This window comes from Paenibacillus sp. JNUCC32 (genome assembly GCF_014863545.1).
GTDB lineage: Bacteria > Bacillota > Bacilli > Paenibacillales > Paenibacillaceae > Paenibacillus_AQ > Paenibacillus_AQ lautus_A.
This window is the reverse complement of sequence record NZ_CP062260.1, coordinates 4,725,743-4,737,307: the sequence shown is the minus strand read 5'-3', so window position 1 is coordinate 4,737,307 and position 11,565 is coordinate 4,725,743. Positions and strand designations below refer to the sequence as shown.

At 52.4% G+C, this 11,565-nt stretch carries 12 protein-coding genes; 7 read left to right on the top strand and 5 right to left on the bottom strand.

Annotated elements, in window-relative coordinates:
• Window positions 1-4 precede the first annotated feature (4 nt).
• From JNUCC32_RS21025 to folE, 6 genes are all read left to right on the top strand, one after another.
• Window positions 5-1,093, top strand: a complete 1,089-nt coding sequence (locus JNUCC32_RS21025; RefSeq protein ID WP_192569735.1) for an efflux RND transporter periplasmic adaptor subunit — start codon at window positions 5-7, stop codon at window positions 1,091-1,093.
• Between the two features lie 445 nt (window positions 1,094-1,538).
• On the top strand, window positions 1,539-1,961 hold the full coding sequence (locus tag JNUCC32_RS21020) for a GNAT family N-acetyltransferase (protein WP_012819018.1): 423 nt from the start codon (window positions 1,539-1,541) through the stop codon (window positions 1,959-1,961).
• Window positions 1,962-2,167: 206 nt separating this feature from the next.
• The gene (gene lepB, locus JNUCC32_RS21015) at window positions 2,168-2,770 is read left to right on the top strand and encodes a signal peptidase I (protein ID WP_009594926.1); all 603 of its coding nucleotides are present in this window, start codon (window positions 2,168-2,170) and stop codon (window positions 2,768-2,770) included.
• Window positions 2,771-2,811: 41 nt separating this feature from the next.
• Complete coding sequence (gene queG, locus JNUCC32_RS21010) at window positions 2,812-4,656, top strand: tRNA epoxyqueuosine(34) reductase QueG (RefSeq protein WP_192569734.1); 1,845 nt, start codon at window positions 2,812-2,814, stop codon at window positions 4,654-4,656.
• A 137-nt stretch (window positions 4,657-4,793) separates the two neighbouring features.
• The gene (locus JNUCC32_RS21005; RefSeq protein WP_009594912.1) at window positions 4,794-5,030 is read left to right on the top strand and encodes a YneF family protein; all 237 of its coding nucleotides are present in this window, start codon (window positions 4,794-4,796) and stop codon (window positions 5,028-5,030) included.
• Window positions 5,031-5,153: 123 nt separating this feature from the next.
• Window positions 5,154-5,747 carry a GTP cyclohydrolase I FolE gene (gene folE / locus JNUCC32_RS21000; protein WP_012819021.1) on the top strand — a complete coding sequence of 198 codons (594 nt, stop codon included), beginning with the start codon at window positions 5,154-5,156 and terminating at the stop codon, window positions 5,745-5,747.
• Window positions 5,748-5,857: 110 nt separating this feature from the next.
• On the opposite strand, the gene JNUCC32_RS20995 is transcribed toward folE, so the two are convergent.
• The 5 genes from JNUCC32_RS20995 to JNUCC32_RS20975 all read right to left on the bottom strand — a co-directional run bounded on the left by JNUCC32_RS20995 (window position 5,858) and on the right by JNUCC32_RS20975 (window position 10,548).
• On the bottom strand, window positions 5,858-6,130 hold the full coding sequence (locus tag JNUCC32_RS20995; RefSeq protein WP_096777009.1) for a hypothetical protein: 273 nt from the start codon (window positions 6,128-6,130) through the stop codon (window positions 5,858-5,860).
• A 32-nt stretch (window positions 6,131-6,162) separates the two neighbouring features.
• Window positions 6,163-7,437: a lipase family protein gene (locus JNUCC32_RS20990; protein ID WP_096777008.1), complete on the bottom strand. Its 1,275-nt coding sequence runs from the start codon at window positions 7,435-7,437 to the stop codon at window positions 6,163-6,165.
• A 69-nt stretch (window positions 7,438-7,506) separates the two neighbouring features.
• On the bottom strand, window positions 7,507-7,791 hold the full coding sequence (locus JNUCC32_RS20985) for a hypothetical protein (RefSeq protein ID WP_090912753.1): 285 nt from the start codon (window positions 7,789-7,791) through the stop codon (window positions 7,507-7,509).
• A gap of 423 nt (window positions 7,792-8,214) precedes the next feature.
• Window positions 8,215-9,393, bottom strand: coding sequence for a Fe-Mn family superoxide dismutase (locus JNUCC32_RS20980; protein WP_096777007.1), 1,179 nt, complete (start codon window positions 9,391-9,393; stop codon window positions 8,215-8,217).
• 162 nt (window positions 9,394-9,555) lie between these two features.
• Window positions 9,556-10,548, bottom strand: a complete 993-nt coding sequence (locus tag JNUCC32_RS20975) for an alpha/beta fold hydrolase (protein ID WP_096777006.1) — start codon at window positions 10,546-10,548, stop codon at window positions 9,556-9,558.
• Between the two features lie 221 nt (window positions 10,549-10,769).
• Here JNUCC32_RS20975 and JNUCC32_RS20970 point away from each other — a divergent pair, with 221 nt between their 5' ends.
• Window positions 10,770-11,510 (top strand): IclR family transcriptional regulator, encoded by a 741-nt coding sequence (locus JNUCC32_RS20970; protein WP_009591105.1) that lies wholly within the window; start codon window positions 10,770-10,772, stop codon window positions 11,508-11,510.
• Window positions 11,511-11,565 lie beyond the last annotated feature (55 nt).

Below are 11,565 nucleotides of genomic sequence, written 5' to 3'. Positions count from 1 at the left end.
CGGAATGATAAAAAAAATCATAAAATGGACGGTTATCGCTGCTGTGCTGGGTCTGGTGGGATATTGGGGATATGGGCAGGTGAAACCCAAGGAACCTGAGATTCCCATGATGGAAGAGCCGCAGGTCATCTCATTCCCCGTAACCGAGGAAACGATCCTATCGACCGTGCAGGTCAAGGGAACGTCCGAATACGGAAAGGAAACGAACGTATACGCGCCTTTTGAAGCGAAGGTGGAGTCCTGGAACGTCGAGAACGGCCAGCAGATCAAAAAAGGCGACGCCCTTTTCAAGTTGGAGCAAAAGGCGATTCGCCAGCAGCTCCAGCAGAAGGAGGCCGAGCTGCAGAAGCGGAAGCTGGAGCAGGAGCTGAAGGAGTTTACGCTAAATCAGGATCTCGACAACGCGCCTGTAGGCGCAACGGAGGCGGAGCGCCTGAAAATGCTGGCAGACCAGGAAAATGCGCGGCTGAGCAGTCAGCTGGACGAGGTGAACAACGATATCGAACGTCAGACGCTTGCCGATTTGAACGACAGGCTGAGGCAATCGACATACGTATCTCCGGCAGCAGGCCTGTTCCTGTTCGACCCGACCCAGCAGCGGCCGCAATCGGTGACGGCCAACCAGTATATCGGCAAAATCGTCGACCTGGATTCCCTGCGGTTAGTGGCATACGTCGGGGAAAACGACATCTTCAGCATTCAGCCGGGCATGGCGGTAGAGGTCAAGCTGCCGTCCATCAAGGATTTGAAGCTAAAGGGCAAGGTGCTGGAAGTGGGCAAATTCGCCGAGGCGACGGCTCAGGAGAAACAGACGTCCCAGACGCCGCAGTTCAAGGTCATCATCTCGCTGCCGAAGAATGATCGCTTGATCGGCGGATTGACGCTGAACGGAGAGATCGTGACCAAACGGAAGAACAAGGCGGTGGTGGTTCCCAAGTTGGCCGTCATGACGGAGGGAGATAGCTCTTATGTCATGGTGGACAAGGGAGGCGGCCAGATCGAGCGGCAGGATATTGAGACGGGAATGCAGACGCTTGATAAAATCGAGGTTTTGTCAGGGCTGAAAGCGGGAGATACCGTCGTTCTCCAGTAAACATGGATGTACGAAAGCAGCGTTCCTCCAAAGGCACATGGCCGGGGGGCGCTGTTTTTTTTCATCAAGTTCCTTCATTACAGCATGTATCGCCACAGGAAAGGTAGCCCGGTGATTTCAAAAATACATGGAGACAATGATGTAAACTCATTGGTAATTAATGGAGCAATTTTTACCATGAGCTAATGGTTTAACGGCAGGAAACGAATCGTTTATTCAACAAAAATATGGAATTTTATCCATCAAAAATAATGAAAACGCTTCATATAAAGCGCTTTCAGAAGAAAACTCGTGAATTTACGAGAAAGATGTGGTTTAATGGACAAGGAAACAGGATTTTCGGGTTTTTTGTAGTAAACTTAAATGTCAGGTTTGCGTTAACGGAATACTAGATCTTTGTAAACCGGGTAAACCGCATCATGCTAACGAAAAGGGAGATTTTGAAATGCATGTTCGTTCCTTTCAGTTGAGTGACTGTAACCCCGTAACCGAGCTATTACAGATTGCTTTGTCGGAAGAATGCTACGAAAACACGATGGAGCCTTTCTCCAGGCAGCTCGCTTGGGACTCCGATCTGATTATGGTGGCAGAAGAAAACGGTGAAATCGTTGGTGCCTTAATCGGTACGATCGAACGCAATCATGGTTGTTATTACCGCATCGCCATTCATCCCGACTATCGCAGAAAAGGGATTGGCAAAGCCTTGATATCAGCGATGGAACAGCGTTTTCAATCACGGAAAGTCAGTCGGATCATGGTAGCCGGAGATGAGCACAACGCCGCAGCCATGCCATTTTATGAAGCCATGGGATACGGTGCCAGCCAAATCCTGCGGTCGTTCCAGAAGCTCAGTATCCTTGGTCAATAGTTGCAGCGACTACAGCGGTACATACGAGCAGCGCAAAACGGCGGCCTTAAGCTTCGACAGAGATAAGAAACGACATTTTTTCGATATGAAGCATATCTTTCAGCCGTTGCAAATGGGTGGGAGATATGCTTTTCTATTAATGTACCTGTTTTTGAAGGTGCCGCCCTCGATGCTCGAAGGTGAAATCGAAGTAAAGTAGGTGTAGCATGGGACAAGTGATTCCTCCGGATTCAACTGAGCATGGCGAGAACAACGGGCCTCAGAATCAACCGGCCAAGAAGAACGGCTGGGCCGCCGAGCTGTGGGATTGGGTAAAGACGATTGCGATTGCATTTGTTATTATGGTGCTTCTAAATATGTTTGTGTTTAACCTGTCTATGGTTAAGGGCGAATCCATGCAGCCGACGCTGGTGGCATCGGAGCGGCTCTTTATTAATAAAGTGGTCTATCGCTTTTCGGAACCGAGCCACGGCGACGTCATTGTGCTTAAGGATCCGAGCGACGGACCGGACAAGAAGGAGTTTCTTGTTAAGCGCGTCGTCGGCGTACCCGGGGATACCATTGAGGTAAAGGATCAGAAGCTGTACGTGAACGGCGTGGCCCAAGAGGAAGGGTATACCGATGTCCCGATCGAGGATCCTGGCTTTGAGCCCGTTACCCTGGAAGCGGGAAGGTATTTTGTTATGGGGGATAACCGCCACCTCGGAAAGAGCAAGGACAGTCGCATGTTCGGCAGCGTGAAGGAAAGCGACATCGTGGGCAGGGCCGAATTTATTTTCTGGCCGTTGTCCGAGATCAAAAAGCTGTAGCTTAAGACAGAACATCATCCCAGAAAAGGAGGCGCTGGAGAATGACCTACACACTCGGCTCGTACGCTCCTCCGCCTTCGGTATGGGAGGAGCTCAAGCAGGAGCTAAAAGCCGTTGCACCCGAGCTCGGCATTGATGATATCGGCTTCGCCTCGGCGGAGCCGTTCCAATCCCTGAAGGGGATTTTGCAATCCCATCGGGATAAGGGATATGAGTCCGGGTTCGAGGAGCCGGATCTGGATAAGCGGGTGACTCCCGCACTCCCCGGCACCGAGCCGAAGTCCCTGATCGCCATCGCGATAACGTACCACTCCAAGATGGAGAACCCGCCGAAATCGGAGCCTGGCAAGTACAGGGGCATCATGGCGCGATCCGCTTGGGGAAGGGATTATCACCATGTGCTCCGTGAGGCGATGAGCCGCCTGGAGGCATACATCAAGGAACGCGTGCCGGATGCAAAGCTTGAAAGCATGGTGGATACCGGCGCGCTTGTCGACCGGGCCGTCTCGCAGCGGGCCGGCATCGGTTTCAGTGCCAAGAACTGCTCCATCATCTCTCCGAAGTTCGGTTCCTGGATATTCCTTGGCGAAATGGTAACCAATATCCCGTTTCCGCCGGATTCGCCGGTAACCGAGGATTGCGGGGAGTGCACCAAATGCATCGATGCATGCCCAACCGGCGCCCTTGTCGGTCCCGGGCAGCTGAATGCCCAGCGCTGCGTTTCTTTTCTGACCCAGACCAAAGGATTTCTGGACGAAGAGGCCATGCGCAAGATCGGCAACCGGCTGTATGGATGCGATACCTGTCAAATTGTTTGTCCGAAGAACCGGGGCAAGAGCTGGACTCATCAAGAGGACTTCAAGCCCGATCCTGAAAAAGCCAAGCCGCTGCTCCTGCCCATTCTGGATATGAGCAACCGGGAATTCAAGGAGGCCTTCGGAGATACGTCCGCCGCTTGGCGCGGCCGTAAGCCGATTCAGCGCAATGCCGTCATCGCGCTCGGCAATTTTAAAGATATTTCAGCCGTACCGAAGCTGAGCGAAGTACTGCTGAAGGACCCGCGCCCGGAGCTGCGGGGAACCGCTGCATGGGCTCTGGGCCGTATTGGAGGCGAAGAAGCGTTGAACAACTTAGAGAAAAGCATGAAATCAGAAGGGGATTCCCGAGTACGAGATATGCTGCAGCAAGCCTTGAATAAGCTAAAGCCTGAACCGGCTGGAAATGAAGCACCTGCCGAAGCGCAAGCCGCGGCCGAAGTTTCATCCGCCGGGGGTTCGGGTTCCTCTAATGGGGGCAATCCGGAGCAGGAGGGTCCTGTCATTCAGGGGGTCGAGCCGATGGCCATCCCTGAAGGAGGACCGGAACTGCTGTATTATGATGAAGTTCAATCTCCGATCGGACCGTTGACGGTCTGCGCCACGGAGAAGGGCCTTTGTCTCATTGAATTCGGCAGCTTCTATGTGAAGGAAGCGGTCATCCAGCAGTGGTCGCGGACTTGGGCCGGCAACGGCGGCTACCAACGGGACGAGGCCAGACTAGCCCCTGCGATCACGCAGTTGAAGCAGTACTTTGCCGGAGAACTGAAGGCCTTCGACGTACAGCTGGACATGCGCGGAACCTCATTCCAACTGCAGGTATGGGAAGCGCTGAAATCCATTCCCTATGGAACGGTTTGCTCCTATAAGGATGTAGCCGAATCCATCGGGCGTCCGAAAGCGGTTCGAGCCGTGGGCGGAGCGAACAATAAGAACCCCGTTCCGATCATCGTGCCGTGCCATCGGGTGGTAGGGGCCGACGGAGCGTTGATCGGCTATGCCGGCGGCCCGGAAATCAAACGCACCTTGTTGACGATCGAAGGAGCCATGCCGGACCGTAAAGGGTCGTAGTTGACCAAGGCGTAATCATCGGAACTGCCTGCTGCCGAACATCCGTTATTTTCATTTGCTGTGACGAAAAGGACATGCTATGATAGGTTCGTGTATACGCCATTAAATGGCAGATATTAGTAGAAGGTGGTCAAGTGATGGATATTGTCATTCCGATTATTACATTGATCGTGGGTCTGGTCGGCGGATTCTTCATCGGCGTATTCTATCTGCGCAAGCAATTGGAGAAGATGCAGAACGATCCGCAAATGCTGCAGAAGATGGCAAAACAAATGGGGTATAACATGAACAGCAAGCAGATGCAGCGAGCACAGCAAATGATGAAAAATCAGCCTATGCCGGGCAAAGGGCAAGGCCGCAAACGCAAATCATAATGCAAGAAAGCCCGCTCCCGTCTAAATGGAACGACGGAGGGGCATTTCTATTTAAAAAGACCGCTAACAGCGGCTATAAGTTAACCGTTTGCTTTTTTTTGGAACGGAAAGGGGGATTGTACTGTGGCGGGCGTAAAGGACTATGTGAACCATAAAGTAGGCCAAAACCGGGAGCAGATCGAGTACCATGTAGAGCAAATATTGAAGCTGATCGGTGAAGATCCCAAGCGTGAGGGTCTGCTTGAGACACCGGCCCGCGTGACGCGGATGTACGAAGAGATCTTTGCGGGGTATGAAGTCGATCCCAAGGACGTTCTCGGGGTTACCTTCGACGAGAATCACGAGGAACTGGTCATCGTGAAGGATATCGTATACTACAGCCAGTGCGAGCACCATATGGCGCCGTTCTTCGGCAAAGTCCATATCGGATATGTCCCGAGCGGCAAAATCGCCGGCTTGAGCAAGCTGGCACGCTTGGTAGAGGCGGTTACGCGCCGTCTTCAGGTGCAGGAGCGCATCACTTCGCAAATCGCCGATATCATGGTGGAGGCGCTGCAGCCTAACGGCGTTATGGTCGTGGTGGAAGGCGAGCATCTGTGCATGTGCGCGCGCGGCGTGAAGAAGCCGGGCAGCAAGACGGTAACGTCGGCTGTACGCGGTACGTTCCAGAGCGATTCCGCGCAGCGCTCGGAGTTTCTGTCCTTGATTAAAGACTAAGCTGGATCTTCATGATATCAAAAAGGCTTCGCCCACGGAGGCGAAGCCTTTTTTTGTTATCCCTGTGACGATATGAAGCCATCTGATCATCCAGGACAAGCAAGGAAAGATCAAGATGCGCCATCGACTTGTTTCATATATTGCACATACTGGACGAGGGCGCTTTTTTGCTCCTCGATCTCCCGGATTCGACGGGACATCTCCATGAAAAAGACTTCGATCTGATCCCTCAGCACATTAGCCGATTGTCCCTTCCAATCCTGAAGGCGGGCATACATGACCCGCGCTTCTTGTTCGTCGGACCGAAGGGCTGCAAGCAGCCCCGTCAGCTCGCGTTCGGCTTGAAGCAAATCATCAAGCTCCAGCAGAATCTCTCGACTCATCCCCATTCCTCCCGGTGGTTGCTAATAGATGTTTACCCGCTGTTATCTGTACGTTCAAACAGATCCGCCTTAAATTTAATGTACTGCACGATGTCGGTTGTATGCTGCAGATGCCACTGACTCATCGACATGATGGATGTATCCAGCTGCTGGACGATCGGCTGGAGACGCCGGCTGTGGCTGGAGAACATGTATTTGGAGAGACGCTGCCGGATTCCCTGCATTTCGGCATCGCTCTGATGGGCATGCGCTCGCCATTTCTCGGCTACGCTTCGCAGCTCGGCAGGGGTAACCTGGATGGTACCGGAGGAGCCTCCTGCCGATCCGGCCATGGCTCCCAGCGAGCCGCCCAAACCTAAGCCCAAGTTGCTCAACGGCCCGCCAAGACCAAACAAGAGATCGCTGTGGGAAGGGATTCTGGGCGAATCCACGGATTTACCGGTAGCGCCGTCATACAGACGGTTCGAAATGTACCCATTCTCGAATTGATAGCGGTCCAGCTGGTGATAGTTGGGGCCTCCCAGCGTATTATCGATTTTTTCTTTGATGCTGAGCCCGTCATTGGCATCCTTGTAACTGGAGTCTATGTAATAGGTTGAGCCTACGTGACCGTCGTAACCTCCGAGCGCACCGCTGGCAATAATGTCGCCGGGATGGGCGAAATTAATGATCTGGGAATCGAATTCCCCATTCTCGGCTTTTCTTCTGGCTTCAGGGGAGAGGCTACCGATGACGGACGGGGCGCTGAAGGTGACAGCCGACATGCCGGTATAAGCGGCAGCATATTGCGCGTTGGCTCCGCCCAGCGAATGACCGGTAAGGGAAAAATCAACACCCTTGTACTTCTCCTTCATTTCCAGCGCGTAATCCTCGGCTTGATACATCTGATTGGTGCCCAAGATATCCGTTTTCTTATCGATTTTCCTCGATTGTTCGCCGAACCAATCCGTGACATCGTTAATGCCCGTCACTTCTTTGACTTTGTCTACATGGTCGGCCCAAGGAGCCCGGAACTCCGGAATTTTCCTTTTGATCTCTTCAATGCCAATATCCGCGTCGGCCAGATAATCGGGGAGCGCATGGGATAAATCTCTGCCTGCTTCGGTGCCGCGGTATGCGATAACGGCCTGGTTCGTTTCCTTGTTGTAGAAAGTTACCGCGTCAAAACCGGATATGCTGTTGCTCTTATAGTCCTCAAGAACCTCCCATCCCGGCAGGTCCTCAACGGTATCTTCTTTTTTCAGATCGAGGTAAGCCGCTTCCGACATGAGTCGGTATGTCTCGTCATCCACTTGCGGTGAACTCAATATATTCCCTCCTTAACGTGATCTATCAGGTTCAGAGCCTATGGTTGCTGCAAGAGAAACATAGGTCCGTCACTCGCCCTTAATAGCTTTTCTAAGCTCCGGGTTCATCACGAAATTGGACGTTTCGCCTGTGTTGAAATCTACGGATATTTTAAAGGTTTGTTCAGGATGATCCACGACATACCCTTCGAGGTTAACCTTGTCCGCTACGATCGATGGCATCATCTCTTCTTTGGTAATCTCTACATCCAAATTGTATTTTTCCTTAAAATACTCAACGGCCGTGGTTTTCGCCTTTGTTATAACCTCGTCCGAGCTGCCGTTTGCAGTGGCTTCGTTTTGATTATGGTTCACGGGCTGGCATCCTCCAACAATTAGAATAATGAATACAAAAGCAAAAATGAAAATACGCGATTTGAACCTACTGTTCACACTGACCCATCCCTTCAGTCGTGATGTCCTGCTCCCATAGGCACGCCGGATCTTTCGGTTGTTGCCTTAGACCAATGCTGAGGCTGCGTACCAAGCTTACTGTCATATCATAATCCAGCATATGGTAGCGATCAACCGAATAAATAACCAGATATGTGGTAAAAAAGACCTAACAATAAGGTTGGGTTACTCCGTAGCTTGAATAATCCTGTTCAAATCCGGGCTTATGACCAAGTACCCCTCTGAACAGGGAAGCCCTCCCTAAACTCCATAAAGGAAGTAAGGAGGGCTATAGACTTCATACCCAATATTAACCAATCCGAAGCAGCTAATGCCGGCTGAGAATTAAAACGGTTTCCATTTCAGCTTGCTGGCATGCTTGAAACGCTCCGCAACTTCCGGCCAGTAGACCACGTTCCACCAATCGTTGATGTAATCCTTGCGTTTATTTTGATGTTTAAGGTAATATGCATGCTCCCATACATCCAGGGCGAGGAGAGGGACGACGTCCCACTGGGAGAGATTTTGATGTTTCTCGGCCTGCAAAATTTCAAGCCGATGGCTGCGCGGACTCCAGACGAGGATCGCCCAGCCGCCACCTTCCACTTTGTCTGCTGCTTCGGTAAAATGCTTCTTGAATCGATCGAAGCTTCCGAAATCCTTCTTGATCTGCTGTGCAAGCTCTCCGCCCGGTTCGCCGCCGCCCCGCGGGTTCATGATGTTCCAGAAGATCGTATGCAGATAGTGGCCGGCACCGTGGAACGCAAGCTCGCGTTCCCAATGCTTCACGAGCTCGAAATCGCCGCTTTTTCGGGCCTCCTCCAATTTCTTCTCCGCCTTGTTCAGGCCGTCGACGTAGCTTTGGTGATGGATGTCGTGGTGAATTCGCATGGTTTTCTCGTCGATATAAGGCTCGAGCGCATTATAAGCGTAAGGCAGTGGAGGGAGGCGGTGTCCGCCAATCGGCACAGCCTTGCCGCCGCTGTCTCCCATGCCTTGAATGGACAGCTCGGCTTCGGGAGTAGACGGCGGAGGAGACGTTGCCTCGTGCAGCGTCATCGACTGCAGCGGCATATCCACATCCATGAATCTCTCCAGCGCTCCGGCGGCGTTCAGTGTTTCGAGAGCATTCAGGAAATATTCGGACTCCCGAATCACATGGTGCAGGACCGTACCGGCAAGCGGCACTTTCTGAACGGCTTCACTGTTCTCTTTTAAGCTGTGCAGCTGGCGAATGAACTCCCTGGACTGCTCGCAGGAAGCGCGCAAGAGCTGCTCGACCTGGGCCAGCATTTGAGGCGTGGGAGAAGCATTATAACTTAGAATATGGCGCAGAAGTTCGTCTGCCGCCTTCTCCGTGTCGGAGAACACGACGGCCCATTGATCCAGCATCTTGACGTAGACCGGCTCCAGATCGGGTACCACGGCTTTGATCAGCGCGAGGTGTTTTCTTTCCTGATGCTTCCAAAAGCGAATTTCCTCCAGTAATCGCACCGGGAGCTTCGCTCCATAATGAAATAACATGTCCGTTCCCTCCAGTATCAGGTTCACTAAACACACTATATTCATTTGGCGGCCTGTATTATGAAGGAAAAATAAAAACCCCCGCTGCATCAGGCAGCAGGGGAGTAGAATCGTATCATGAAAGGCACGGTCTCTTCGCTATAGAAACACCTGAAGAAAACCTCAGGATTCGTCCGGCGTTTCGAGTTTGCCGAGGAAGGTCGATACTTTGCGCAGATATTCCCTAGGATGCTCGCGGAAGATAAGCTCATGATGGGCATCCTCTACAATCCAGGAGTCGGAATCCGCATGCGTCTGGTTGGAAGCGATTTTCTCGGCGATCGGGTAAGGAGCCTTATCGTCCTTCGTTCCGTGGATGAACAAGGTCGGGAACGGGTAATCGTGCTTCTTCACCTCATTGTACGGGATCTGGTCCAGACTTGTGCCGTTAAGCACAGGGAAGAGCAGCTCCAGAATCTCCAGCGATGGATGACGGGGGAGATCAATCTGGTTGTGGATATTGTGGTAAAGCGTGTCCGGCTCCAATAAAAAGGCGCTGTCCAGAATCATGGCATCCACGTCCTTGGTCTCAAGCCCTGCCTGCAGCGCGGTGCCGGCCCCCATGGAGAACCCCCAGACGACAATTTGCTTCGCGCCGCGCTGCTTCACATGCTCAATGGCTCCAAGAAGCTGGCGTTTCTCCTCCTTGCCGCCGGTCGCCACTTCCTTGCTGGTCTGGGAGGCAAAACCGTAATCAAACATGAGCACATTGAAATTCATGTTGTGCGCGTAGTGGGCGATATCGTACATCGGTACCCAGGTTTCCTCCCGGTTGGCGCCGTAACCATGGCTGAGCACGATGGTTTTCGAGGAATTCTCGGCCGGGATATACCATCCATTGATATTTCGTTTCCCGTCAATCGAGTGGAACGTGACGTTCTCGTAATTCATATCTTTCGCAAGCTTGGGATTGGAATAGAGCGGAGCCACCGTCGGATTCGACAAAACCCAAGCGATATAGGCATGAAGCGCAATAAAACAGAAAACGAGGAAAAAAACGACAGATAATAACAGCGCTAAAATAATATGCTTTAGACGGACCAAGCCCGTGGACAGCTCGGCCGGCGCGTCATTCAATTGGGAGAGTGGGGCATTACTACCAGTCGTAGTGCTCATAAGTGGCCCCTCCTTACCATATAGTCTGAGTGCGTTTCGTGAACATGAAAAAGTTGAAATTATAATAATCGTATGCCCGGATGCCTATAAAGTCAATGCAAAACCATAGATTGTAAGACAACTGTAAAGTCCCTGTCCCCATGGTTTACTTTTGAGAAGAATTCTCATATAATTCTTGTAACCAGGTTTCATACAATGAAACAGGAGAGGAGCTGATCGGGATGGAAGACCGCAAATTAACGGTACGCGCCGTAGAGCGGGCCCTTGATATCTTGATGTGTTTTACGAAGGATGGCGAACTTGCTCTCACGGAGATTTCTTCCCTTATCGGATTACATAAAAGCACCGTCCATCGGCTGCTAACAACGCTGGAAGACAAAGGATTCGTTGTGCGGAACAAAGAGACGGAGAAATACCGGCTCGGCTTGAAAATATGGGAGCTGTCGATGCATCTGTCCCAAAGCGACGACCCTGCCATTCGCCTTCAGCCGGCGATGGAGGCCTTGCGGGATCGGCTTGGGGAAACGGTAAGTCTTTATTTAAGGGACGGTTCGGATCGCCTTCGGATTCAAGCGGTTCAGAGCAACCAGGGGATCCGCCGGGTCGCCCAGGTCGGCGTGCGGCTGCCGCTCTCGGTGGGCGCGTCCAGCAAGGTTCTTGTGGCCTTTGCGCCTGAGGCGGACCAGGAGGAGCTGCTGAATGCGCCGGATTGGCCGGAGGCGGTCGATAAGAACGCGTACCGGCAGCAGCTGGCGGAAATACTGGAGAACGGCTACGCGATCAGCATCGAAGAGCGCGAGCCTGGAGCGGCTGCCGTATCGGTGCCGATCTTCGACCGCAGCGGCCGCGTCGCCGCCGCGTTGTCGATGTCCGGGCCTGTAACCCGCCTGTCGGCCGAAACGCTTCGCGAGCATGCGCCAATCCTGATGGAAGCGGCACGGGAAATGGGAATGATGATTTAATTTATTCTATTGCCGGATCAGAGACAGCATCACTATAAGTTATTGAATGACCGGG

What these genes read in the sequence shown, in the direction of transcription:
- JNUCC32_RS21025 (WP_192569735.1), top strand. Translation starts at nt 5, where the DNA reads ATGATAAAAAAAATCATAAAATGGACGGTTATCGCTGCTGTGCTGGGT.
- JNUCC32_RS21020 (WP_012819018.1), top strand. Translation starts at nt 1,539, where the DNA reads ATGCATGTTCGTTCCTTTCAGTTGAGTGACTGTAACCCCGTAACCGAG.
- lepB (WP_009594926.1), top strand. Translation starts at nt 2,168, where the DNA reads ATGGGACAAGTGATTCCTCCGGATTCAACTGAGCATGGCGAGAACAAC.
- queG (WP_192569734.1), top strand. Translation starts at nt 2,812, where the DNA reads ATGACCTACACACTCGGCTCGTACGCTCCTCCGCCTTCGGTATGGGAG.
- JNUCC32_RS21005 (WP_009594912.1), top strand. Translation starts at nt 4,794, where the DNA reads ATGGATATTGTCATTCCGATTATTACATTGATCGTGGGTCTGGTCGGC.
- JNUCC32_RS20995 (WP_096777009.1), bottom strand. Translation starts at nt 6,130, where the DNA reads ATGAGTCGAGAGATTCTGCTGGAGCTTGATGATTTGCTTCAAGCCGAA.
- JNUCC32_RS20980 (WP_096777007.1), bottom strand. Translation starts at nt 9,393, where the DNA reads ATGTTATTTCATTATGGAGCGAAGCTCCCGGTGCGATTACTGGAGGAA.
- JNUCC32_RS20975 (WP_096777006.1), bottom strand. Translation starts at nt 10,548, where the DNA reads ATGAGCACTACGACTGGTAGTAATGCCCCACTCTCCCAATTGAATGAC.
- JNUCC32_RS20970 (WP_009591105.1), top strand. Translation starts at nt 10,770, where the DNA reads ATGGAAGACCGCAAATTAACGGTACGCGCCGTAGAGCGGGCCCTTGAT.